The organism is Campylobacter sp. CNRCH_2014_2849 (genome assembly GCF_025772845.1).
GTDB classification, from domain to species: Bacteria; Campylobacterota; Campylobacteria; order Campylobacterales; family Campylobacteraceae; genus Campylobacter_D; species Campylobacter_D lari_D.
This window is the reverse complement of sequence record NZ_JAKMSW010000008.1, coordinates 1-22,422: the sequence shown is the minus strand read 5'-3', so window position 1 is coordinate 22,422 and position 22,422 is coordinate 1. Positions and strand designations below refer to the sequence as shown.

25 protein-coding genes, 5 tRNA genes and 3 pseudogenes are annotated in these 22,422 nt (G+C 28.1%); 29 read left to right on the top strand and 4 right to left on the bottom strand.

Going from position 1 to position 22,422, the window contains the following annotated elements; genetic code table 11:
* Positions 1-48 precede the first annotated feature (48 nt).
* Positions 49-1,356, bottom strand: coding sequence for a flagellar protein export ATPase FliI (fliI, locus tag L8X33_RS06525; protein ID WP_220566469.1), 1,308 nt, complete (start codon positions 1,354-1,356; stop codon positions 49-51).
* Entirely contained in the window at positions 1,356-1,928 is a 573-nt protein-coding gene (folE, locus tag L8X33_RS06520) for a GTP cyclohydrolase I FolE (protein ID WP_133318995.1), read from the bottom strand. The genes fliI and folE overlap by 1 nt, the downstream gene beginning before the upstream one ends.
* Before the next feature lie 109 nt (positions 1,929-2,037).
* Between folE and tig the strand changes: the two genes are divergently transcribed.
* The 25 genes and pseudogenes from tig to L8X33_RS06395 all read left to right on the top strand — a co-directional run bounded on the left by tig (position 2,038) and on the right by L8X33_RS06395 (position 19,187).
* Positions 2,038-3,357: a trigger factor gene (gene tig, locus L8X33_RS06515; RefSeq protein ID WP_220566470.1), complete on the top strand. Its 1,320-nt coding sequence runs from the start codon at positions 2,038-2,040 to the stop codon at positions 3,355-3,357.
* Positions 3,357-3,947, top strand: a complete 591-nt coding sequence (gene clpP, locus L8X33_RS06510; protein ID WP_220566471.1) for an ATP-dependent Clp endopeptidase proteolytic subunit ClpP — start codon at positions 3,357-3,359, stop codon at positions 3,945-3,947. The genes tig and clpP overlap by 1 nt, the downstream gene beginning before the upstream one ends.
* Before the next feature lie 12 nt (positions 3,948-3,959).
* Positions 3,960-5,000 (top strand): GGDEF domain-containing protein, encoded by a 1,041-nt coding sequence (locus L8X33_RS06505; RefSeq protein WP_263670282.1) that lies wholly within the window; start codon positions 3,960-3,962, stop codon positions 4,998-5,000.
* A complete protein-coding gene (gene def, locus L8X33_RS06500; RefSeq protein ID WP_263666670.1) occupies positions 4,997-5,521 on the top strand; it encodes a peptide deformylase in 525 nt (174 codons plus the stop codon). The genes L8X33_RS06505 and def overlap by 4 nt, the downstream gene beginning before the upstream one ends.
* Positions 5,518-7,026 (top strand): YifB family Mg chelatase-like AAA ATPase, encoded by a 1,509-nt coding sequence (locus L8X33_RS06495; RefSeq protein ID WP_133318990.1) that lies wholly within the window; start codon positions 5,518-5,520, stop codon positions 7,024-7,026. The genes def and L8X33_RS06495 overlap by 4 nt, the downstream gene beginning before the upstream one ends.
* A gap of 8 nt (positions 7,027-7,034) precedes the next feature.
* The gene (locus L8X33_RS06490) at positions 7,035-7,721 is read left to right on the top strand and encodes an NYN domain-containing protein (RefSeq protein WP_133318989.1); all 687 of its coding nucleotides are present in this window, start codon (positions 7,035-7,037) and stop codon (positions 7,719-7,721) included.
* Positions 7,722-7,723: 2 nt separating this feature from the next.
* On the top strand, positions 7,724-9,064 hold the full coding sequence (gene rmuC / locus L8X33_RS06485) for a DNA recombination protein RmuC (protein ID WP_263666672.1): 1,341 nt from the start codon (positions 7,724-7,726) through the stop codon (positions 9,062-9,064).
* Complete coding sequence (locus tag L8X33_RS06480) at positions 9,048-10,394, top strand: NAD(P)H-hydrate dehydratase (protein ID WP_263666673.1); 1,347 nt, start codon at positions 9,048-9,050, stop codon at positions 10,392-10,394. The genes rmuC and L8X33_RS06480 overlap by 17 nt, the downstream gene beginning before the upstream one ends.
* Positions 10,385-10,957 (top strand): phosphoribosylglycinamide formyltransferase, encoded by a 573-nt coding sequence (gene purN, locus L8X33_RS06475; RefSeq protein WP_263666674.1) that lies wholly within the window; start codon positions 10,385-10,387, stop codon positions 10,955-10,957. Before L8X33_RS06480 ends, purN begins: the two co-directional genes overlap by 10 nt.
* 43 nt (positions 10,958-11,000) lie before the next feature.
* Positions 11,001-11,723: a TerC family protein gene (locus tag L8X33_RS06470; protein ID WP_263666675.1), complete on the top strand. Its 723-nt coding sequence runs from the start codon at positions 11,001-11,003 to the stop codon at positions 11,721-11,723.
* A gap of 88 nt (positions 11,724-11,811) precedes the next feature.
* A tRNA-Pro gene (locus L8X33_RS06465) sits at positions 11,812-11,889 on the top strand.
* A 12-nt stretch (positions 11,890-11,901) separates the two neighbouring features.
* Positions 11,902-11,978 (top strand) — tRNA-His (locus L8X33_RS06460).
* Between the two features lie 3 nt (positions 11,979-11,981).
* Positions 11,982-12,058: transfer RNA gene (locus L8X33_RS06455), tRNA-Arg, on the top strand.
* A gap of 27 nt (positions 12,059-12,085) precedes the next feature.
* Positions 12,086-12,162, top strand: a tRNA-Arg gene (locus tag L8X33_RS06450).
* A 5-nt stretch (positions 12,163-12,167) separates the two neighbouring features.
* A tRNA-Leu gene (locus L8X33_RS06445) sits at positions 12,168-12,252 on the top strand.
* Positions 12,253-12,547: 295 nt separating this feature from the next.
* On the top strand, positions 12,548-13,276 hold the full coding sequence (locus L8X33_RS06440) for a phage integrase SAM-like domain-containing protein (RefSeq protein ID WP_263670278.1): 729 nt from the start codon (positions 12,548-12,550) through the stop codon (positions 13,274-13,276).
* Between the two features lie 12 nt (positions 13,277-13,288).
* Positions 13,289-13,684 (top strand): annotated as a pseudogene (locus L8X33_RS06435) (tyrosine-type recombinase/integrase); the annotation flags it as partial.
* On the top strand, positions 13,685-13,867 hold the full coding sequence (locus L8X33_RS06430) for a hypothetical protein (RefSeq protein WP_263670277.1): 183 nt from the start codon (positions 13,685-13,687) through the stop codon (positions 13,865-13,867). It abuts the pseudogene before it with no gap.
* Entirely contained in the window at positions 13,846-14,319 is a 474-nt protein-coding gene (locus L8X33_RS06425) for a hypothetical protein (RefSeq protein WP_263670275.1), read from the top strand. Before L8X33_RS06430 ends, L8X33_RS06425 begins: the two co-directional genes overlap by 22 nt.
* A gap of 124 nt (positions 14,320-14,443) precedes the next feature.
* Positions 14,444-14,623: a type II toxin-antitoxin system HicA family toxin gene (locus tag L8X33_RS06420; protein WP_258108018.1), complete on the top strand. Its 180-nt coding sequence runs from the start codon at positions 14,444-14,446 to the stop codon at positions 14,621-14,623.
* Positions 14,583-14,950 (top strand): annotated as a pseudogene (locus L8X33_RS08715) (type II toxin-antitoxin system HicB family antitoxin). The gene L8X33_RS06420 and the pseudogene L8X33_RS08715 overlap by 41 nt, the downstream one beginning before the upstream one ends.
* A 424-nt stretch (positions 14,951-15,374) precedes the next feature.
* Entirely contained in the window at positions 15,375-15,560 is a 186-nt protein-coding gene (locus L8X33_RS06410; RefSeq protein WP_039642406.1) for a helix-turn-helix domain-containing protein, read from the top strand.
* A 10-nt stretch (positions 15,561-15,570) separates the two neighbouring features.
* Entirely contained in the window at positions 15,571-16,695 is a 1,125-nt protein-coding gene (locus L8X33_RS06405; protein WP_263670271.1) for a hypothetical protein, read from the top strand.
* Entirely contained in the window at positions 16,688-17,833 is a 1,146-nt protein-coding gene (locus L8X33_RS06400; protein WP_263670270.1) for an AAA family ATPase, read from the top strand. The genes L8X33_RS06405 and L8X33_RS06400 overlap by 8 nt, the downstream gene beginning before the upstream one ends.
* A 928-nt stretch (positions 17,834-18,761) precedes the next feature.
* Positions 18,762-19,187, top strand: a complete 426-nt coding sequence (locus L8X33_RS06395; RefSeq protein WP_263670268.1) for a type II toxin-antitoxin system PemK/MazF family toxin — start codon at positions 18,762-18,764, stop codon at positions 19,185-19,187.
* Between the two features lie 307 nt (positions 19,188-19,494).
* Here L8X33_RS06395 and L8X33_RS06390 read toward each other — a convergent pair whose 3' ends face one another.
* Together L8X33_RS06390 and L8X33_RS06385 are read right to left on the bottom strand one after the other, a co-directional pair.
* Positions 19,495-19,701 carry an XRE family transcriptional regulator gene (locus L8X33_RS06390; protein ID WP_263670266.1) on the bottom strand — a complete coding sequence of 69 codons (207 nt, stop codon included), beginning with the start codon at positions 19,699-19,701 and terminating at the stop codon, positions 19,495-19,497.
* 23 nt (positions 19,702-19,724) lie between these two features.
* Complete coding sequence (locus tag L8X33_RS06385) at positions 19,725-19,928, bottom strand: hypothetical protein (protein WP_039642399.1); 204 nt, start codon at positions 19,926-19,928, stop codon at positions 19,725-19,727.
* Positions 19,929-20,082: 154 nt separating this feature from the next.
* On the opposite strand from L8X33_RS06385, the gene L8X33_RS06380 reads away from it, so the two are divergent.
* The 4 genes and pseudogenes from L8X33_RS06380 to L8X33_RS06365 all read left to right on the top strand — a co-directional run bounded on the left by L8X33_RS06380 (position 20,083) and on the right by L8X33_RS06365 (position 22,260).
* Entirely contained in the window at positions 20,083-20,463 is a 381-nt protein-coding gene (locus tag L8X33_RS06380; protein ID WP_263670263.1) for a hypothetical protein, read from the top strand.
* A gap of 470 nt (positions 20,464-20,933) precedes the next feature.
* Positions 20,934-21,014: pseudogene (locus L8X33_RS06375) on the top strand (type II toxin-antitoxin system RelE/ParE family toxin); the annotation flags it as partial.
* Between the two features lie 521 nt (positions 21,015-21,535).
* On the top strand, positions 21,536-21,772 hold the full coding sequence (locus tag L8X33_RS06370) for a hypothetical protein (RefSeq protein ID WP_263666692.1): 237 nt from the start codon (positions 21,536-21,538) through the stop codon (positions 21,770-21,772).
* Entirely contained in the window at positions 21,769-22,260 is a 492-nt protein-coding gene (locus L8X33_RS06365) for a hypothetical protein (RefSeq protein WP_263666693.1), read from the top strand. The genes L8X33_RS06370 and L8X33_RS06365 overlap by 4 nt, the downstream gene beginning before the upstream one ends.
* The last annotated feature ends 162 nt before the right edge of the window (positions 22,261-22,422 follow it).

The window sequence follows — 22,422 nt, the reverse complement described above, 5'->3', positions numbered from 1 at the left end:
CTTTTTTCATGACTTTTTTATCAAAAAAAGCAAAAAATATTCCAACTATTATGTATCAATCATCTTAAGCATATTAATCGTATCTTCAAATTCAAAACTTTCTTCAGGATTTTGACTTAAAAATTGCTGCATAAAATCTTTTTTAGCAATAGCTTGATCGAGTTCTTTATCGGTGCCTTTTTGATAAGCACCAATACGCAATAGCACTTCATTTTCTTTAAGCAAAGAATTTAAACGCTTAAATTTTCTAGCAGCTAGCTTATGTTCATCACTGATAATATCCCCCATAACCCTTGAGGCTGAATTTTGTATATTTATAGGTGGATAAATTCCAAAGTCAGTGAGTTCGCGACTAAGCACTATATGCCCATCTAGGATAGATCTGCTTTGATCAGCTATTGGATCACTCATATCATCCCCATCAACCAACACGGTAAAAAAAGCTGTTATGGTGCCTTTACCTTCTTCCTTTCCTGTTCTTTCCATAAGCTGAGGTAAAAGACTTAAAACGCTTGGCGGATAACCTTTTGTTGTAGGTGGTTCACCTAGGGCAAGACCTATTTCTCTTTGAGCCATAGCAAAACGCGTTACGCTATCCATGATAAATAACACATCTTTACCTTGTTCTTTAAAATATTCAGCCACACTCATAGCACAAAATGCTCCGTATTTTCTCATCAGCGCGCTATCATCACTTGTTGCAACGATGATGACAGTATCATCAAGTTTACCACCAAGATTTTTTTGTATAAATTCAGGAATTTCTCTACCGCGCTCTCCTATTAAAGCTATAACTTTAATAGGAGCTTTGGAATTTTTCACTATCATACCCATAAGAGTTGATTTACCAACCCCACTTCCTGCAAAAATCCCAAGCTTTTGTCCTACCCCGCAAGTTAAAAGTGCATCTATTGTTTTAACACCTACTGGAAAAACTTCTTCTATCAAACCTCGCTTCATTGCATCAATAGGTGCTCGCATAATAGGCATAAATTTACTTGCCTCAATAGGTCCTTTACCATCTTTTGGTCGCATAAAAGGATCGACTACTCTTCCTAAAAGTTCATCACTAACTCCTATTTGCATACCTGCATCGTTAATAAAAGCACGATCGCCTATTTTAAAACCTTCCACAAAACCAAAAGGACTCAAATAGCTTAAATTTTCATCTACTTCTACCACCATAGCCATAGCTTCTTTACTCTCATCTTCACTAGAAACTATTTTAATGATATCACCTATGCTAGTTTTTAAGCCATTTATTTCTATACTAGTACTTGAAATTTTAGTAATCTGACCAAAAACACTAGCAAGATTTTGTGAAGCAATTTTACTACGAAGTTTTTCTAAACCCATTAAAATCTAACCTGTTTTGCCGAGTTAATTAAAGTGAAAAATTCTTTTCTTGTTTTTTCACTTTTTAAAAAGCTACCTCTTAGTGCTGAAGTGCTAGTAGTAGAATTTGCTTTTTGCACCCCACGCATTTCAACACACATGTGTCTTGCTTCAATAACTACTCCAACACCTTTTGCACCTACATGTTCCATTAAAGATTCTGCGATTTGTTCTGTGAGTTGTTCTTGAATTTGCAAGCGTCTTGCAAAAACTTCCACAAGGCGTGGAATTTTACTAAGACCTACGACTTTTTTATCCGGTATATACGCAACATGTACGCGCCCAAAAAAAGGTAAAAGATGATGCTCGCAAAGACTATAAAATTCTATATCTCTTACTAAAACCATTTCGTTGTTTGAGCTTTCAAATAAGGCATCATTTAGTATTTGTTTTGGATCTTGTTTATAACCACTATTTAAAAATTCAAAAGCTTTAAAAACTCTTGTAGGGGTTTTTAAAAGTCCTTCTCTTTGCGGATTTTCCCCGATAATTTCTAACATATTTTTTACTGATTGTTCAAATTTTTCTTGCATTTTTTCTCCATCAAAAATTAAAATTTTAACATATTTTTATTTTTATATAAAGTGATAAGGAAAATTTTGGTATATTATCAAGAAATTTTATTTAAAAAGGGAAAATATTATGGAAGTTACAGCAAAACTAATTGATTTTGCAAATGCAAATGCTACTGTGAAAATTGCTCAAGGAGCTATTAAAGCAGAAGTTGAAAAATTAGCTAAAAAAGCGTCTAAAACTATGAAAATGGATGGTTTTAGAGCAGGAAAAGTTCCTGTTGCTGCTATACTTAAAAGATATGAAAAAGAGCTTACAAGAGATGCGGAGCAAGATCTTTTAAGAAATGCTGTAGATGGTGCTTTAAAAGAAGTTAAAAAAGAGGCTAAAGATTTAGTAGGTGAGCCATATTTTGAAAAATTTGATAGAAAAGATGGCGATATTGAAGCTCAAATGGTATTATCTTTTAAGCCAGAAGTAAAATTAGATGGATATGAAGAACTAATTCCAACTTATAATACACCAAAAGTAACTCAAAAAGAAATTGATGCAAAAAAAGAAGAATTATTAAAAAGATTTGCTACTCCTGAAACGATTAAAGAGACAAGGGCTTTAAAAGAAGGCGATTTTGCTAAATTTGATTTTGAGGGTTTTGTTGATGGTAAAGCTTTTGATGGCGGAAAAGCTCAAAATTATGTTTTAGAGATTGGTTCAAAACAATTTATACCAGGATTTGAAGAAGGTATGATTGGTTTAAAAGCAGGTGAGGAAAAAGATATTAATGTAACTTTTCCAAAAGAATATGGTGCAGCACATTTAGCAGGAAAAGATGCGGTATTTAAAGTAAAAATTCATGAAATTCAAGAACTTAAATTACCTGAATTAAATGAAGAGCTTTTAAAAAACTTACTTCCTGAAGAAAAAGAGCCAAGTGTTGAAAAATTAGACGCAAAATTAAAAGAACAACTAAAAAATGAAAAAATCTTTAAACTTATTAATGATGAGCTTAAAAATCAATTTGCAGAAGCTTTAGTAGCTAAGTTTGACTTTGTTTTGCCAAGAAATATAGTAGAGCAAGAAACAGATATGCAATTTAGAAGCTCTTTAAGAACTTTAAGCGAAGAGGAATTAAAAGAATTTAAAGATGAGGCTAAATATAAAGAAAAAAGAGAGAGTTTCAAAGAAGATGCGCAAAAAAGCGTAAAATTAACTTTCATTATAGACGAGCTAGCAAAACTTAGAAATGTTACAGTAAGCGATCAAGAATTAATCCAAGCAATTTATTTTGAAGCTTATAGATATGGTTTTAACCCACAAGAACATTTAGATAATTATAAAAAGCAAGGTGCATTACCTGCCATTAAAATGTCTTTAATTGAAGAAAAACTTTTTGCTGATATTTTTAAAAAAAATGATAAAAAGAAAACCGAAAAAGAAAGTGAAAAATAATGAGTTCATATATACCCTATGTAGTTGAAAAAACAAGCAGAGGCGAAAGAAGTTATGATATATACTCAAGACTTTTAAAAGATAGGATTATCATGCTAAGTGGTGAGATCAATGATGATCTTGCTGCTTCTATCGTGGCACAGCTTTTGTTTTTAGAAGCTGAAGATCCTCAAAAGGATATTTATCTTTATATTAACTCACCAGGTGGGGTTGTGACAAGTGGATTTAGTATTTATGATACGATGAATTATATTAAAGCTGATGTAAGTACTATTTGTATTGGTCAAGCTGCTTCTATGGGTGCATTTTTGCTTAGTTGTGGTGCTCCAGGGAAAAGATTTGCTCTGCCAAATTCAAGAATTATGATCCACCAACCACTAGGTGGTGCAAGAGGACAAGCAACAGATATAGAAATTCAGGCAAAAGAAATTCTAAGATTAAAAGCGATTTTAAATGATATTTTGGCAAAAAATACTAATCAAAAACTTTCTAAAATAGAAAAAGATACCGATAGAGATTTTTTTATGAGTGCTATAGAGGCTAAGGAATATGGCTTAATCGATAAGGTTTTGGAAAAAAGTTTTAAATAAGGAAACAAAGCAATGCTAGATGATGATTTATTTGCTGATTTAAATTTAAATAGCGATCCAACTCCAGCCAAAGAAGCTCCAAAAATTCAAAAAATTAGTGGAGGCGAATTTGAGAAATTTGCGAAATCTATTTTAACTGAACTTGTAAAAGATAATGTGCCTCCAACTCCTACTAATTATGGGGTTTATTTTCAAAAAATGCTTGAAGAGCGTCCAGGAGCTTTTAAGAAAAAAGTTGGTGAGATTATGGAATTTGAGCAAAATGATGATGGTCTTAAGCGTGCAAATATAGAACAAGAAATAAAGAAAAGTTTTAATTCTACTTCGGCATTATTGCAATATATTGCCATGATTTATAGGCATCTTGAAACAGTTAAAGATATGCTAAAAAGGCGTAATTCAGAACTTGCTATTAGTACAGGAAATTTAGCTGTTTCTAATGTAATCCATGCCCTTGAAACAGACCTTTCAAGATTTTCTAGCATTTTAGATAAGTATTCAGATGAGATTAAAGAAAATTTTGATGAGGTTAGACAGACTTATAAACATATAGAAGAGCAGAGTGATTTTGACTCTAAATTTGGAGTTTTTAATAAAAAATATTTTTTAGAAAATTTGGAAAAAAGCATAGAGAGTAATGCTAAATATAATTATTATACCTCTTTGATATTCTTTAGAGTAAAAGAGGAAATTTTAGAGCAAACTTATACTCAAAAAGAGAAAAATGCCTTTTTAAAAAGTGTTTGTAAAATTTTTAGTAAAAATGTTTCTTCAAGTGATATAGTAGCACATTGTGGAAATAATATTTTTGCTATAATGATCTCTCATACTAATTTAGAAAAAGCACAAGAAATATGCAATAAAATTTTAGAATCCTTAGAAAATTCAAATTTTTTCTTAGCAGATAAAGAAATAGAGGCAGATGTGGAGGTTGCTATTAGTACAGTTAATAGTGACAGCAAAGGTGAAGAATTAATAGAAAAATGCATTGAAGCTTTAAAAGACTCGGGAAAAAATTTAGAACCTTTTGTAATAGTGGAAAAAGAAAAATGATAAGAAAGATAATTACCTATCCTAATCCAAGATTATTTTTAGAATCAAAAAAAGTAGAAAATTTTGATAAAGATTTACATGTACTTTTAGATGATATGTATGAAACAATGATAGCTAATAAAGGTGTAGGTTTGGCAGCTATCCAAGTTGATGTGCCAATTAGAGCTTTACTTGTAGATATTGGTGATGAAGAAGGTGAGCAAAAAGAAGACAAACAAACTCTTTTAGAAATCATCAATCCCATTATAACACCTTTAGATGATGAAAGAATTTCTTGTAATGAGGGTTGTTTAAGTATACCAGGTTTTTATGAAGATGTAATGCGTTATAAAAATATACAACTTGACTATCAAGATAGGTTTGGAAAGCCACAAAGTTTGCAAGCACATGATTTTTTAGCAGTGGCTATCCAACATGAAGTTGATCATCTTGATGGACATTTATTTATAGAAAAACTTTCTTTTTTAAAGCGTCAAAAATTTGATAAAGACTTTAAGAAAAAATCCAAAAAGAATAAATGAAAAAGCTAAAATGTGCAAGTTTTTCTACAGAACTTGATATCATCGATGTAGAATCAACTTTCACAAGAGGTTTGCCAGGCTTTAGCATAGTGGGTCTTGCAAACTCTACCATCAAAGAAAGCACTGAAAGAATTAAAGCAACTTTGTTAAGTCAGAATTTTAGCTTTCCAGCACAAAAAATTACTATCAACTTAAGTCCTTCGGATATTCCTAAAAATGGTTCTCATTTTGACTTAGCTATTGCAATTTTGATTTTATTTCAAAAAGAAATTTTAGATGATTTTTTTGTTTTTGGAGAACTTGGATTAGATGGGAGTATAAAAAGCACTGCTAGTTTATTTTCTATCTTGCTTTTTTTAAGTACAAAAATACAAAATGCTAAAGTAGTAGTACCAAAAGCCATAGCACAAAAAGCTTCAATGATACCTAATTTAACAATTTATGCTTTAGAAAATTTAGCCCAGGCTGTAGATTTTTTTAAAGAAAAAAAATATGAGAATTATCATATATGCAATGCGCATCCTTTATTTGAAAATGCTATAAAATTTAATGGGGAAAAATATATAAAAAACACTAGCTTTCCTTATGATTTTAAGGAAGTTAAAGGCCAAGAAAATGCTAAATTTGCTTGTATAATAGCAGCTTTAGGAATGCATAATATTTTATTTGAAGGTAGTCCAGGTAGCGGTAAAAGTATGTGTGCTAAAAGACTTCCTTTTATCATGCCACCGCAAAGCTTGAAAGAAATTTTAGCTCAAAACGCTTATAAGTCATTAAATTCTTTAGATGATGATTTTAGCGCTAGTAGGGTTTTTAGAAGTCCTCATCATACAAGTACTAGAGCTAGTATTTTTGGCGGAGGAACTAAAAATGCCAAGATAGGAGAAATAGCACTTGCAAATGGAGGAGTTTTATTTTTTGATGAGTTTCCTCATTTTTCAAAACAAATCATAGAAAGTTTAAGAGAGCCATTAGAGGATTTTAAAATTCTTATTTCAAGAGTTAATACCAAAGTGATTTATGAAACTAAATTTTTATTTGCTTGTGCGCAAAATCCTTGTCCTTGTGGAAATTTATTTTCTAAAAATCAAAATTGTCGTTGTCAAGAAATAGAAATAAAAAAATATAAAAACAAAATTTCATCTCCAATTTTAGACAGAATTGATCTTTATGTAGCTATGGATGAAATTTCATATAAGGATAAAATGAGTTTAACATCAGAGCAAATGAGCGAGATGGTATTTAAAGGATTTTTATTTCAAAAACAAAGACAGCAAGAAGAGTTTAATGCTAAATTAAATGATGAGCAGATGAAACAATTTTGTATTTTAGAGTCTTCTGCTAATGAAATTTTGCAAAAGGCTATAAATTCATATAATCTTTCTCAAAGAGGGGTAAATAAAACTATAAAAGTAGCAAGAACCATTGCAGATTTAGAGCAAAGTGAGTTGATTTTAAAAACTCATATTTTAAAAGCATTAAGTTTTAGAATGAGAAATATTTAGGAGCAAAAATGGAAAATAAAAGCATAGCAATTTTTATAGATGCGGAAAATATTCCTTCAAAATACGCAAAATCGATTTTTGGTATTGCTTCTGATTATGGAGAAATTGTTATAAAGCGAATTTATGGAGATTGGACTCAAAAAAATATACAAAATTGGAAAGAACAAATCGCACAATATTCTATCATTGCTATGCAACAATTTAATTTTTTAGCTAATAAAAATTCAAGTGATATGTATTTAATTACTGATATTATGAGTGTTTTTTATGAAAAAGATATTGATATTTTTGTTATTGTATCAAGCGATAGTGATTATACTAGTTTGATACAGAAGCTAAAAGAAAATAAAAAACAAGTTATAGGCATGGGTTTAAAGCAAGCTGTAAAATCTTATGTGAATTCCTTTAGTGAATTCTTTTATTTAGATCAAGATAAATCAAAAACAAAAGTCATAATTGAAAAAGAATATATCAAAGATTTAATCAATATCGCAGAGGCTTTGATAGAAGAAAAAGGTCGCGCAGAATATGCTCAAATTCGTACCAATATGAACAGAAAACATGCAAATTTTATTCCACAAAATTTCGGCTTTAAAAATTTCAAAGCTTTGATGAAAGAACTTTTACCAAAGATGAAACAATTTAAAGAAGCAAATGAGAAAAATATTTATTTCCTTGAAAAAGCAAAGGCTTAAAAATGGAAAATATCTTAATAGCTTTTTTGGCTGTTGTAATTTTAGCTTTTGTATGGGTGGTATTTAAAAGTCAGAAAGAAAAAGTAAAGTTAGAATTTTTAAATCAAAACAATATGACTTTGCAAAATCAACTTTCTAATTTAGAGTTTGAAAAAACTGCACTTATGGAAAAAAATTCCAAACTTTTAGATGAAAAAATATCGTATTTATCTAAAAATGAAGCTTTAGAGGCAAAATTAGCACAAAAAGAACAAACTCAACAAGAACTTTTAAATATGCATTTAAAAGAGCGTGCAAATTTAAAAGAAGAATACACTCAAACCTTAATAAAATTAGAAGAAAAATATAAACAAAGTTTGGCGGGATTAAAACAAGAGCTAGAGCAAAATTTCCAAAAACAAAATGCTAGTATTTTAAATCAAAACAAACTTATGCTCAATGAAGATACAAAAAAAATCTTAGAAGAAATTTTCTTGCCTGTGAAAAAAAGTGTTAAAGAATATAGTGAAAAACTCAGTCAAAATGAAGTTAGCATTAAAACACAAATTGATCATATGTTTAAATTTAGTCAAAATATGGGAGAAAATGCAGATAAGCTAGCTAAAATTTTAAAAGGAGATAAAAAAATTCGTGGTAATTTTGCAGAATTACAACTAAAATCAGTTTTAGAAAATAGTGGTTTAGTAGAGGGTGTGCAGTATAAATTGCAAGAGAGATTTCAAGATGAGGGTAAAACTTACATTCCTGATGCGGTTGTGTTTTTAGATAAACAAAAAAGTATAGTTATAGATGCAAAATTTTCTCTACCAAGTGATTTTAGTTTTGAAGATATTAGTAAAAATGCCTGTCTTGATTTGGCTTATAATCTAAAATCAAGGATTGATGAGTTAGCTAAAAAGCCTTATATGCAGTATGATAAACACACTTATGAGTTTGTTTTGCTTTTTATACCTTATCAAAATATTCTAGATTTGATTTTAAATGTAGATCTTGAAATTTATCAATACGCTTACAAAAAAAAGGTTTATTTAACTACACCAAACACTCTTTTTATGGCATTAAATACTATAAATATTTCATGGAAAAATATACAAAGTAATGAAAATATCTTAAAAGCTTTTGATGAACTGGGTAAATTTCATGATAAATTTGCAGGCGTTTTGGATGATTTTGAAAAAATCAAAGAAAATGTTAAAAGATTAAACACAAATGTAGATAATATGCAAACAAAGCTTACTCATGGAAGTGGAAATATCGCTTCAAGAGTGATAAAGCTTAAAGAGCTAGGCGCTAAAACTCAAAAATTTATAAAATGTGAGATGAGCGATGAAAGCAGTATTTAAAGATAATATTTCTTATGAAAAAAAACTTATTGAAAAAGGTTTGGATGAGTTTTTAATGATGGAAAATGCAGGCATAGAGCTTGCAAATTTGATTAAGAAAAAAAGTAAAAACATAAAAAATGCCAAAATTTTATTTTTGCTCGGTACTGGTGGAAATGGAGCTGATGGACTTGTGGCTATAAGGCATTTAAAAAAAGCTTTTGCTTTTGTTATGCCATATAAAAAAAATACAATGTTTATCAAGCAAGAGCAAATTTTAAAAAATATAGGTTTTAAATTTTTAAAAAAAGAACCTAAATTTAAAGATTTTGACATCATTGTTGATTGTGTTTTTGGGAGTGGTTTAAATAAAGCTTTAGATGAAAATTTGCAAAGAATTTTTAAAAAAATTGCTAAAAGTAAGGCTTTAAAAATAGCTTGTGATGTTCCTAGCGGGCTTGGACAAGAGCTATGTTTTAAGGCTGATTACACTCTTTGCATGGGAGTGATTAAAGAAATTTTATTAGAAGATTTTGCAAAAGAATTTGCAGGTAAAATTAAAATTGCGAATTTGGGTTTAAAACCTTATATGCAAAATACTTCAAGTTTTTTACTAGAAAAAAAAGATTTAAAACTTATTACAAAAAAGATTAACTCAAATAAAGGCGATTTTGGCCATATTTATATTTTTGCAAATAAAAGTGCAGGTACTCTAGCAGGACTTGGTGCTTTAGAATTTGGAGCAGGACTTGTATCTTTAGTGGCTAAAGAAAGTTTTTCACCTTTGATTGTGCTAAAAGATGATATTGAAAGCAAAATAAATGCAGCTGCTATAGGTATGGGACTTGATGATTTAAGTATTTTAAAAGATGAAAGATTAAAAAACATTCCTTTAGTTTTAGACGCAAATTGCTTTCAAAGTGAAAATTTACTTTCATATCTTGCTAGAGAAGATGTTGTTTTAACCCCTCATCCTAAAGAATTTTGTATGCTTTTAAAACTTTGTTTTAATGAGGATATAAGCGTAGAAGAAATTCAAAACAAACGCTTTTTTTATGCAAGAAAGTTTAGTTCTAAATTTCAATGTGTTTTGGTATTAAAAGGAGCTAATCCTATTATTGCTCAAAAAGAAAAATTTTTTATAGTAAATTGTGGCAATGAAGCTTTAGCAAAAGGTGGAAGTGGGGATGTGTTAAGTGGTATGATAGCAGCTTTGCTTGGAGCTAAATTTAATGCTTTAGAAGCTGCTAAAAATGCAGTATTAGCTCATGCTTTAGTAGCTAAAAATTATAAGAAAAACAAAATTAGTTTTGATGCTTTAAAATTGATAAAGGGGTTAAAATGCTTATAAAATTAGCAATTTTATTTAGTGGTAATGGAAGTAATTTGGAAAATATTTTAGCAAAATTACATAAAAAAACTTTTGGTAAAAATACCTTTGAAGTGGTTTTATGCGTGTGCAATAAAAAAGAAGCTTATGGTATACAAAGAGCTTTAAAATATAACCTTAATACTCAAATTATAGAGCATGAAAAATTTACTTCAAGAGAAGAATTTGATGCAGAATTAGTAAAAATTATAAAAGAAAGTCAAGCAGATCTGACCATCTTAGCAGGATTTATGCGAATTTTAAGTCCTATTTTCACTCAAAATATAAAAGCTGTTAATCTTCATCCTTCTTTGCTTCCTTTATTTAAAGGTGCTCATGCTATCAAAGAAAGTTATGAGAGCGATATGAAAGTTGCGGGTGTTAGCGTGCATTGGGTTAATGAAGAGCTTGATGGTGGTAAAATCATTGCTCAAAAGGCGTTTGAAAAAGCTAAACTAAGCTTTGAAGAATTTGAAGATAAAATTCATAAATTAGAGTATGAAATTTTACCTGCAACTATTGTTGAAATTTTTGAAAATGATTAATTTTTTATCATTATAATTACGCTTTTTATTTTAAGGAAGTTAAATGTTTGAGTGGATTTTTAGTGTGGATGCGTGGGTAGTGTTGCTTACGCTTACAGCTTTAGAGATTGTGCTAGGGATTGATAATATCATTTTCTTGGCTATTTTGGTTTCTAAATTACCACCAGAACATAGAGATAAGGGTAGAGTTTTAGGCCTTGCTTTTGCGATGATTACTAGAATTTTATTGTTATTGTCTTTGTTTTGGGTTATGAAACTTGTTACACCTTTATTTAGTATATTAGGCAATGAAATTTCAGGTAGGGATTTGGTGCTTTTGCTTGGAGGTTTGTTTTTGATAGTTAAATCTATCAAAGAAATCAAAGAAAGTATAACACATCAAGAGGAAAGTCAAAGTAATATAAAAATCAGCAATAAACTTTGGATTGTAGTTGCTGAAATAGCTGTGATAGATATAGTATTTTCTCTAGATAGTGTTATTACTGCTGTGGGTATTGCTCAAGATATAGAGATTATGATTATTGCTGTTATTATTGCAGTATTAGTAATGCTTTTTGCTTCTAAGCCAATTGCAGATTTTGTAGAAAAATATCCAAGCATTAAAATTTTAGCTTTGGCATTTTTAGTAATGATAGGTTTTGTTTTAGTATGTGAAAGTTTTGATATTCATATAGATAAGGCCTATATTTATGTAGCTATGGCCTTTTCTTTGGTAGTTGAAATTTTAAACATTATTTCACAAAAAAAACAAACAAATAATTCTTAAAATATTTAGCATTTTTTATGCTAAATATTCTTGTTTATCTTGACTTTTAATATTTTTTTATGTAAAATAACGCTTTATTTTTATACATCGGGGTGTAGCGCAGTCTGGTTAGCGCACTTGGTTTGGGACCAAGGGGCCGAAGGTTCGAATCCTTTCACCCCGACCATTTTTATAAATGGTGAGTGTAGCTCAGTCGGTTAGAGCATCAGATTGTGGTCCTGAGGGTCGTGGGTTCGATTCCCATCACTCACCCCATCAGCGCTCGTAGCTCAACTGGATAGAGCGACAGACTTCGGATCTGTAGGTTATGGGTTCGATTCCTATCGGGCGCACCATAAGCCTATTGTTACTTTTATTTTTTTGCGCTCATAGCTCAGCTGGATAGAGCAACGGCCTTCTAAGCCGTAGGTCAGAGGTTCGAATCCTCTTGAGCGTACCACTTTTGCGGATGTGGTGAAATTGGCAGACACGCCAGACTTAGGATCTGGTGCAGTAATGCGTGAAGGTTCAAGTCCTTTCATCCGCACCACTTAAAACCCTATTTTACCATAGTTTGAGCAATTATACTTAAATTACGCTGAAGTCTTTGAAGTCCTATTGTATCATTTCGAGTTATTTCAAAAAGGTAACCTTTTAGCAGGTAACTTTTTAAAGTAACCGGATGAAAGGATAGTTAAAAAATAGTCCTTTTCATTCATTTAAGTTTTGCGGTAAAAAAGGTCAATTTTGGCTTTAACCTTAAAGCAAAGGTAACCTATAATAATTTAATTAAGTTTATAGGGCTTTTAAATACGCTATAATACAGCAAAAATACAAGGTTAAAAATGGCGATTGATAGAAAGGATTATAATATATCCATAGGAAAAGGAACACATCTAAAAAGACACAAAAATAAAATCAACGCCTTTTTATTTAGAATGCAAAACGGCGGTAAAGAAAAACAACACGCTTTCACTATCCCCTTACGCCCTACTTGGAATGAAAACGAATATATAAGAATAGCACTTGCAAGAGCTAAAGAATATGAAAACGAGTTTAAAAAGCTTTTTAGTGCTACTTATACTTTAAACTCTAGTATTTTAATAAAAAACCTTTTTGAGGTCTTTATAAAAGCTAATTATAATATTAAAGATTTAAACGAGCAACACAAAGGCCACATTAGAAACTTAATAAGCATTTTTAATAATCATATTTTAGAACCTTTAGGAAATATACATTTAGATGAACTTACGCTTTATAAGGTGCAAGAGTTTTATAATGATATGAAAAATAAAGGATTAGAGCCAAAAACATATAATAGAGCCATTAAAGAAGTTTTAAACCCTATGATTAAGTATGCTATAAAAAACAAATGGATTAATGAAAATGTTACTCTAGGTTTAAAACTTGATAAGGTGCAAAATAAAAAGCTTGTTACCAACCCTAAAGGCAAATATGAAGCTATTTTAAATGCTATTTTAGAACTATACAAAGACAATTCACTTTATAAGGCTTTGTTTTTACTTATACATAGTGGTAGGCGTAGGGATGAGGTTTTAAGTCTTCTTTGGTAAAATGTAGATTTAGAAAGAAAAACTATATTTTTACCAAAAACAAAAAACGGCGAAGCACAAGAGTATGCCTTAGATGATGAGTGTTATAAGGCTTTAAAAGCTTTAAAAGATGAGGTTAAACAAGATAAAGGCTTAGTCTTTGTTTCTAGTGTTAGTGGTAAAAAAATATCAAACTTAGCAAGACAAGAAATTAAAATAAGAGAGCTTAGCGGTGTAAGAGAATGGACGCCTCATTTTTCAAGGCATATAAAAGCTACTTTGCTAATACAAAATGGAGTTAATCCTGCAGTAATTAGCGGGACTTTGGGGCATAGAGACTTAAGCACTATAAACATTTATGCAACTAATGATACACTTAAGGCAAGTCAAAAAGCTAACGAGGCTTTAAAGAAATTACAAGAAGAATAAATGCAAGATTTAGAGTTTATCTTTTCAAAACAAAGATTAGAGTATTACAAAGATATAAACGAGCATTTTGAGAACTTAAAATTAATATCTAAGATAATTCCTAAAATAGCTATACTTGAGATTTATATAAGAAATGCGTTAGATTATGAACTAAGCTTTAAATGCAAAGAGTGGATAAAATAAGCGATAATCCTTTTTTACTGGCAAAAATAAATGAGTTTAAAGACAAAGAAAGTTTAGAACCTCATCAAATATTGTCACGCCTTAGCTTAGGTGTGGTAGCTAAATTAATCGTATCTTATAAGGTGCAAAACAAGATTTTAGAGTTAAAGACTTTTGATTTTAGAAAGTATAGTCCTAGCAATAGAAACTTTTTTATTTATAAAAACACAAAACAAGGTTTTGATAATATAGATAAGGTTAATATTGTTTTAAACTTGTTACATACTCTAAGAAATAGAGCTTGTCATTTTGAAAATCTTTTAAAGCTTAGAGAAAATAATAATAAACTATATCCACGCATAAGCACAAAAGAAAAAGGAACAAACATAGGTCTAATGCCTGATAAAATAGAAGAATTTTTGAATGATTTAATTTGTGGAATAAATAAAGATTTGTTAGATTATATTAAGTAGGGGTTGAGCCCCCCCCCCTTTTTTTTTGAATGTAAAAAAAATTATAAAACACAAATACTTAATAAAATATAAAATACCTTATAAGGCTTTAAAATGCTTTAAGATAATTCTATATAATACATATATGAGTAATAAAGAAAAGTTAATTAAAGAACTAGAAAATAACCCTAAAAATGCAAGTTTTGCCAATATAGAAAAGCTTTTAAGTTGGTATGGTTATAAACTTGTTAGCATTAAGGGAAGTCATCATAAGTTTAAGAAAAATGAAAAAAGATATAAATTATTATTTGAACTTACCTTATAAGATTAATTTGGTAAGACTTGAAGATGGAGATTATTTTGCATAATTTGATGATAAAGAGCTAAATAAACTTGTTTTAATGGCAGGAGATGGGAAAACACCAAATGAAGCAATAGAAGATTTAAAAAATGCTTTTGCTTGTTATTTAGAAGAAGCTTTAGAAAAAAACGAGTTTATACCTGAACCTATGCAAAATGATAAAAGTAAGAACCTAGCTATCACTTTAAAAATAGTCTTATAGATGAGATAGATTTTTATTCTAAGAAAATGGGCTTATCACGCAGTGCTTTTTTAGCTATTTCAGCTAAGGCATATATTAAAAACCTTTAAAGATATTAGCTTGTTATGAAAAAAATAGAAAATATGAGTAAAATTTTTGTTACTTTTTAGAAAAATATCGCTAGTAATTTAAGTTTAAAATTGTTTCTTATAAAAAAAGGCGAAATAAAAGAAATATAAGAAAATAAAAATAGTTGCAAATGGTAACAAATCTACATTAAGGTAAAATACTTCAAAAACTGCTAGAATACTTCGTAAATATTCAAAAGAATGTTTTTTAATTTAATGGAACTTGAAAAGTTTTAAAAGGCTTTCAAGTAAGTGCGTTTTAACAGGTCTGCAAACAAGATTAAAACGCACAATTTCATTATAAGAGCTTTAGTTTAAGCCCTTAAAAGAATTGTATTGTAATTTAACTTATCTATTTCTTTTAAAGGCTTTATGAACTCCATAAATAATTTTAAAAGGATAGAAAATGGAAAACAATACAAACAAAGATTTTTTAACTATACAAGAGGTAGTTACGCTTTATAATCTAAGCAAAGAAACACAAAACAAATATAGAATGCAAAACAAAATTCCTTATATTAAAATAGGTAAAAAAGTATTTTATGATAAAGCTAGACTTGATGAGTGGTTTAGAAGTCACACTATGAATTAAAGGCTTTATAATGAGTGTAAGCCTTTTTAATGATGAGGTAAAATCATATACAAAAAATTACCATTTTGTAACCAACTTCTTGCTATACCGCTATGGGTTAAGTTTTGATAGAAGTGGTAATGAAAAACACAACACAAGTCTTAAAATCAAACAAAACACAAGCTTAATAACTGATTTTAACGGCAGTTTTAGTGGAGATGTGATTGATTTTATAGTTTTTAAAGAAAATATTAGCACAAAAGAAGCTTTAGAGGTCTTTGTTGATTTTCATAAATTACCAACGCAAAAGGTGGATAGCTTTAAACCTATAAAAGAAGTTGCAAAAGATGATAGCTATTTAAAAAATATGGCTTATTCTTTACAGGCTGATTATAACTTATACTATGATGATATTTTGAGAAATGAATTATTAGATAAAACCTTTTTTGGTAATTTTAGGCTTTTTATGGATTTATGCAAAATATTAGATTTTGTAAAAATAAATGAGTTTGAAAATATCATAAATGAATACTTTGGATTTTCTAAAAACGACAAAAGCTTAGCACTTATCTTAAGAGATAAAGGTGAGATTAAGAGCATAGCTATAAAAGAAAAAATAGTCAAAGATAAGACAATAAAATGGTTTAAACTAAAAGGAAGCAATGCTAAGTTTATAAAGTTTGTAAAAGCTAAAGAAAATGGATTGCTAAAAGATTGTTGCTTTATATTTAGTGGCATAAAAGAAATAATCATCAGTGAGCTTTTAGGTGTAAATGCGATTTGCTTTCAAAGCGATAGCACGATGAAGCATATACAAACACACGAGCAAATAAATGAGCTTTTGAACTTCATAGATGGGAAACTTTTATATTTTGTTGTTGAGAACGATGAAAGTAGTTTTAATGCCAATTTAGGTCTTTTAAAAGAGTTAGCAAAGTTAAAACCAAGTGTGTTAAATAGTTTTTCTGTTCTTAATTATGATGAGTGTAAAAATGCTGATTTTGTGGATTTTATAGTTTATTTAATGAAAGAATTAAAAAAAGATTATGAGAAAGACAGAAAGGAGCTAAATACCTTTTTGGCTTTTGCACAAAAGTATTTTAAAAGTTATTTTATGAAAGGCTTAAGCTTTTTAGAAAGGAATAAAAATGGATAGATTTAAAAGTCAAAGTCAAGATGCAAAACTCAACTTTGATGCTTTTAAAGATATTAAAAAAATAACAAGTAGTCCGAATAGTATTTTACCACAAAATATTAAAAATGCTGATTTTATAGATTTAACAATATGGGCTATAAGAAATAAAGACTTAACTAATGTTGATTTTATATCTTTGATAGATAATTTTTTAGATAAAGGTAGTATTAGTTTTTTAATTAGTGAAGCCAATAAAGGAAAAACATTTTTAAGTCTTGCTATTTGTAAGTATTTATTGGAGTTTGATAAGGTTAAAAAGATTGTTTATTTTGATGGAGATAATAGCAAAATAACCATTAAAAGCAGGATTAAAGAAACAATGCAAATAAAAGGGTGTTGCTTTTTAGATTATGCAGATTTTAATTATATACAAACTAGCAATTCTTTGGAGTATGGAGATGATGAAATAGATGTAGATTTTGATTTTATTGTTAAAAGGTATTTGGAACCTTTAGCACAAAAAGGCAGTTTATCTGATTGTTTTGTTGTTTTTGATAGTCTTTTTAATTTCTTTAAAGGCGATATGAATGATAATAAAAAAGTAGCTGAGTTTATGAAAATAATCAAAAAAATAAGCCATAAAAGCGGTGGGACTTTTTTATTTATTCATCATAAAGGAAAAAGTGTAGAAAATGATTTTATAGGCGGAGTTAATTTTGCAAATGCTACTGATAATCTTTTTATAATACAAACAAGCAATAATGATGGTTTAAAGCTAGATATGGAGTTAAAAACCAAAAAAGCAAGGAACTTTCTACCTCATCCTCTAAAAATAGATATAGACCTAAAAACTCTTGATTTAAAAGTAGAAAAGCTTGTAAATGAAGCTGATACAAACTTTCTTTTAAAGGCTCAGAAAATCATAGAGCAAAGAGGGGAGATTTTGCAAGGGGATTTGTTAGAACTTTTAGGAAAAGCAAAGACTGATACTTATGCCATTAAAAAGCTAGAAAATGGGAAAATGCTATATTATGAAATCTTAGAAAAATCAAGAAGCACGGGCGGAAAAGCATTAAAATACTATATGCCTTTAAAAGAGAACAAAACTATCATTAATGGCATAGAAATAAACGCTACACAAACTTTATTTACTGAATAAAGCTACTTAGTTTTTTAAGCTATGTAGGTTTAACCTATGTAGCTTTGATTAATAAAAATATCCATTAAATGCGAAAAGTATTTTTACTAATATAAAATAAAAAAACAAAAATCGTTTAAAACAGCTTTGATTGATTTAACATATTTTATACTTTTATATTCTTATTATTTTTAATAAAAAAATATTATTTTTTAATTATAATTGCATTCTTTTTTTCTGTGAAACATTTTTTTCAATTATAATTCAATTATAAGCAATTATAAAAAAGGCTATTATAATTGATTAAATCCCTATAAAATAATGGTTTATAAGCATTTTTTCTAAAATAGCTATTATAATTGAAGCAAAGCATTATTATATAGGTATTTAAAGCACTTAAAAGGCTCAATTATAAATAAAATGTCTAAGTCCCTAGCAAAAGATATGTTTTTTAGTAAAAATGTGTGAAATATAGACACAAATAGAAAAGATTTATAATTGATAAAGATTATATCTTCAAATCATGGTAAAATAGGTATTTATATCAATTATAATAGCTTTTGCTATGAAAAGTGGAAGTAAAGCCCTATTATATAGGTATTTGCACCAATTATAAATGCTGTTTTTATAATTGATTATAATTGCTTTATAATAAGAAGTGCTTATAAAATGTTTCACAGAATATTTTTATACCTTGCTAGTTTTTAATTATAAAAAATATTTATCATTTTTACAAATTTATGTTATAAAAAACATCTGCTTTTAAACCTATTTGCTGAAAAAATATACATAGTGTTTATTAAGCTATAAATGCCTTTTAAATTGATTATATTAAAAGAATAATTCCAACACACAAGCACTAAGACATAGTTTTCTTACAAAGCTAAAAATAAAATTAATTATTTTGGAAGTAAAAATAAGTAAAATTATACTTTCAAAGGAGCTTTTTTTGATAAATTATGATGATAAGTTTAATAAATGGAATAAAAAAAAGAAAGAAATACATTTAAAAGAAAATAAAAAAATAAGCATAGGAAAAATTTATTGGGTTCAAGTAGGTCAAAATATAGGAAGTGAGGTTTATGGAAAGCATAGTGATTTTAAAAGACCTGTGTTGGTTTTAAATAAAATTTATATTCCAAATTATATTAATCTTTTCATAGGAATACCATTATCGAGCAAAATAGCAAACAAGACAGGTTATCTTTACCATCACTTTATAGATAGTAAAAATAAAAATCAAGTTGCATTACTATCTCAAATAAGGTCTTTTGATACAAAAAGAATAGTAAGTCACTATAATGGTAAAATCAAAAAAGAAGATTTAGAAAAGATAAAAGAAAAAATAACTAAAAATATAATATCCCCGCACTAAGCGGGGTAACTCTCTAACTAAAGATAAAGAGCCAAATCTCCTAAAGAGAAGTCTAAAACCTAACTACATAATAAGTTTCACAATTCTTTTTACTTGTGTTAATTATATCACAATTATAATAAAAAGTATATTATATATGAAAACAACAAAAATGTACAATAAAATGTAATTTTGCACAAAAGAGCAAAAATGTGCAATAAAATGTAATTTTACATAAAACAACAAAAATATTATTTTTAATTATTTATGTTCAATATTTATCTTATAAAAGGTTTTATAGATTTTGAAATTTCATCTAAAACCTTTTCTACATATCATCTTTTATTAAGTCTTTGATTTTATTGTATTTTTGTGCTTTGATGTAGTTTTCAAGCCAAGATTTAACCCAAGAAGGCGTTTTATCGCTTTGCTTCCAATTCATAAGTGTTTGGTAAGGTAAGTCACAAAGAGAGGCAAACTCTTTTTTAGTTAGGTTGTATTTTTTTAAAATACTCTCAAATTCTATATTAGTCATAATTTAACCTTTATTTTTGTTTATTAGTTACCTTTTAAAGCTTGTGTTAATTCATCATATTTTTTTGCTTTGATGTAATAGTTTAAAAAAGGTTCTACCCACTTCGCATATGTATTTTTAGTACCCCAATTCACAACGCTGTTATAGTTCATATTAGTTAGTTTTGCAAACTCTTTTTTAGTTAATCCTGCTTGTTTTAGAAGTTTTTCAAATTCGCCCACTTCCATTTTTAACCTTTCTATATAAAATAATTATTTATTATAATTAAATAATCTTTTATTAACTTTAAATAATAAAAAGTGTATTAATTAAGTTATAATTAATAATATTTAATGTAAAATTTCATAAATAATTAATTTGAAGCAATACAAAAGGATAAAAATGGAAAATGTAAGTTATTGTAGAATGAGTTGCTTAGATGGCAAGATAAATGGTCTTAAATACTTTTTAGATGTGTTTTTGAGTGATTTAGATAATAAAGGCGATGTTAAGTCTTGTGTAATGTTTGATAATGAGGCAAGTATTTGCGATATAAAAGATATGATTATGGCAATGCTTGATAATATAAAAGATATTACAATTGAGCAAGATAATTGTCTTTATAATGTAAGTCAGCGTGAAAGCGCTTATAAAGGTATTGTAAAAGATGAGCTAGGCAAAGAGTTTAGTTTTGAAGATCTTGAGAAAATACACCAAATACAAGAAGAAAGAATATTAAGAGAAATGTTGGAAGAAGATAAAAATAAAAGGTGTGTGAGTTAAACTCATACATCTTATGATGTAGATAATATCTACACTACTACACTATAAACAAGCTTTAAAATATCCAAAAAAACTACATTGTATTAAGCAATCTTTAAGAAAATGTTATACGATAAGAATACGATAAAAAGGGCATTTTGCTGATGAGCTAACTATTAATTAGGTCATCTTTTAACCTTTAAATATAAAAGAGTGTAAGTTAAATTACTTCCTTATCAACATTAAACCCCTAAGTTTAATCTAGGTGTTAAAAAAACTGTATAGCTTTGCAAGGTATTTAAAATTAAATAGCTTTCTTTTAAAGGCATATAAAATAAAATGAGTTATAATAACTAAAAGTGGTTGAAGAGGGTATATCCAAATTTGGAGACACCTACCAAAACCCACAAAATAAGCAGTCTTGCAAGTGTTACCGCTTGCCAAAAAGAGAAGTGCTAATTTTAGTTAGTGGATATAGTGCAAATCCTATAAAGTCTTTAGCCTTTAATGATGAAAGAGAAAGAGATTTTATTTTTAAAGGCTATGTAATACCTTACAAAATAGATAAATAAAAAGATTTAATTATTATCTTAGGTATTTAGAAAGAAAACCTACCAAACTTTTAAAAATTACTTTTAAGCTTTAGAAAAAAACACATTTAAGTTTCAAACCAAAAATGCTTAAAAAAGCAAGAAAACTTAAACCAAAAATCCGTGAAACATTCAATTTAAGCTAAATAAACTTAAAATACTTCAAAAAGACTTAAAAGACATTTTGTTAAAATATCGCAAAATAAGGCTTTGGTGCTTATATAAATATAAAAAAGTTTGAAAAGTGTAATTTTCAAAAACTATTTAAGTTTTATAAGAAATAGAGATTAATATGGCTGCATAAAAAAGGTAACTTATAAAAGGTAACTACTATAAAAATATTGTAATACAGATGTTTATTTTTAGTTATATATTTCAAGTCCTTTCATCCGCACCACTAATTTAGATTTTACTCAAATATGAAAACCTATATATAATTTATTTTTAGTTGCACAATAATAATATTTTAAATTAAAATATATTGCAAATATTAGGAAGATATCATGGTAAATATATATCAAGTTAAAATTATCGAAAATTTTTGCAAGGATAAATTTAAAAAAGATACAAGGCTAAAGGATTTTTTTCATATCTTTTTGGCACAAAATTTAGAAATTTATACCAATATAGAAGACCAAAATTATGTCAAAGGTACAATACTAATATATAAAATTTTTGATATATGTATAAAAGATGGAGTTTTCGTAGGCCAAGAGTATTGTCAATTTAAAAAAGCGTGATAGATTATATAGTTGCTTATACTGATGAAAATATGAATGATGGTAAAATATCGCAACTATTAAGAGGTAGTTTTACATTAAAAATAGATAAATCAAATTGTTATGATAATCCAGATATTAAAGTTGTGTTTTCAGAAAAAGGCTTTTTGTTTCAGGCTAAATTTAACAATTGTGAAAGTAAATTTAAAGATACAATGACTATGTTTGCACTTTCTTTGGCTTATCGTGAGAAAATGGAGTATTATTTGAATTTGACTTCAAGTATCATAGATAAAGAAAACTACCATGATGTTATTGATATTAAAAAAGATTTTTATGTTTTTAATTTGAAATATTTTTTTAGCAACCCAATACATTATAACTACCAACAAAAACACACAATATGGAAAATTATATTTCATTATTATAATATTTTAGAGCAACATCAAGAACTTAAAATCCAGATAGAAAATCTTGTTGATATTTTACATATTGAACAAAATCAATAAGAAGATAAAAAGGAAAAAATAAAAGAGAATAAAAGAAAAAATTAATTATCGGTGCTTTTGTTACTTTAGCTTCGCTAGTTAGTGTATACAAAGATGCTATGGAATTACTTGGTTAAAGTTATAGTATCACTTGTTTTGTGTTTTACTAAAATTTAACTCTCT

Excerpts from the sequence above, each read along its gene's own strand:
- fliI (WP_220566469.1), bottom strand. The coding sequence starts at position 1,356 with ATGGGTTTAGAAAAACTTCGTAGTAAAATTGCTTCACAAAATCTTGCT.
- folE (WP_133318995.1), bottom strand. The coding sequence starts at position 1,928 with ATGCAAGAAAAATTTGAACAATCAGTAAAAAATATGTTAGAAATTATC.
- tig (WP_220566470.1), top strand. The coding sequence starts at position 2,038 with ATGGAAGTTACAGCAAAACTAATTGATTTTGCAAATGCAAATGCTACT.
- clpP (WP_220566471.1), top strand. The coding sequence starts at position 3,357 with ATGAGTTCATATATACCCTATGTAGTTGAAAAAACAAGCAGAGGCGAA.
- L8X33_RS06505 (WP_263670282.1), top strand. The coding sequence starts at position 3,960 with ATGCTAGATGATGATTTATTTGCTGATTTAAATTTAAATAGCGATCCA.
- def (WP_263666670.1), top strand. The coding sequence starts at position 4,997 with ATGATAAGAAAGATAATTACCTATCCTAATCCAAGATTATTTTTAGAA.
- L8X33_RS06495 (WP_133318990.1), top strand. The coding sequence starts at position 5,518 with ATGAAAAAGCTAAAATGTGCAAGTTTTTCTACAGAACTTGATATCATC.
- L8X33_RS06490 (WP_133318989.1), top strand. The coding sequence starts at position 7,035 with ATGGAAAATAAAAGCATAGCAATTTTTATAGATGCGGAAAATATTCCT.
- rmuC (WP_263666672.1), top strand. The coding sequence starts at position 7,724 with ATGGAAAATATCTTAATAGCTTTTTTGGCTGTTGTAATTTTAGCTTTT.
- L8X33_RS06480 (WP_263666673.1), top strand. The coding sequence starts at position 9,048 with ATGAAAGCAGTATTTAAAGATAATATTTCTTATGAAAAAAAACTTATT.
- purN (WP_263666674.1), top strand. The coding sequence starts at position 10,385 with ATGCTTATAAAATTAGCAATTTTATTTAGTGGTAATGGAAGTAATTTG.
- L8X33_RS06470 (WP_263666675.1), top strand. The coding sequence starts at position 11,001 with ATGTTTGAGTGGATTTTTAGTGTGGATGCGTGGGTAGTGTTGCTTACG.
- L8X33_RS06440 (WP_263670278.1), top strand. The coding sequence starts at position 12,548 with ATGGCGATTGATAGAAAGGATTATAATATATCCATAGGAAAAGGAACA.
- L8X33_RS06430 (WP_263670277.1), top strand. The coding sequence starts at position 13,685 with ATGCAAGATTTAGAGTTTATCTTTTCAAAACAAAGATTAGAGTATTAC.
- L8X33_RS06425 (WP_263670275.1), top strand. The coding sequence starts at position 13,846 with ATGCAAAGAGTGGATAAAATAAGCGATAATCCTTTTTTACTGGCAAAA.
- L8X33_RS06420 (WP_258108018.1), top strand. The coding sequence starts at position 14,444 with ATGAGTAATAAAGAAAAGTTAATTAAAGAACTAGAAAATAACCCTAAA.
- L8X33_RS06410 (WP_039642406.1), top strand. The coding sequence starts at position 15,375 with ATGGAAAACAATACAAACAAAGATTTTTTAACTATACAAGAGGTAGTT.
- L8X33_RS06405 (WP_263670271.1), top strand. The coding sequence starts at position 15,571 with ATGAGTGTAAGCCTTTTTAATGATGAGGTAAAATCATATACAAAAAAT.
- L8X33_RS06400 (WP_263670270.1), top strand. The coding sequence starts at position 16,688 with ATGGATAGATTTAAAAGTCAAAGTCAAGATGCAAAACTCAACTTTGAT.
- L8X33_RS06390 (WP_263670266.1), bottom strand. The coding sequence starts at position 19,701 with ATGACTAATATAGAATTTGAGAGTATTTTAAAAAAATACAACCTAACT.
- L8X33_RS06385 (WP_039642399.1), bottom strand. The coding sequence starts at position 19,928 with ATGGAAGTGGGCGAATTTGAAAAACTTCTAAAACAAGCAGGATTAACT.
- L8X33_RS06380 (WP_263670263.1), top strand. The coding sequence starts at position 20,083 with ATGGAAAATGTAAGTTATTGTAGAATGAGTTGCTTAGATGGCAAGATA.
- L8X33_RS06370 (WP_263666692.1), top strand. The coding sequence starts at position 21,536 with ATGGTAAATATATATCAAGTTAAAATTATCGAAAATTTTTGCAAGGAT.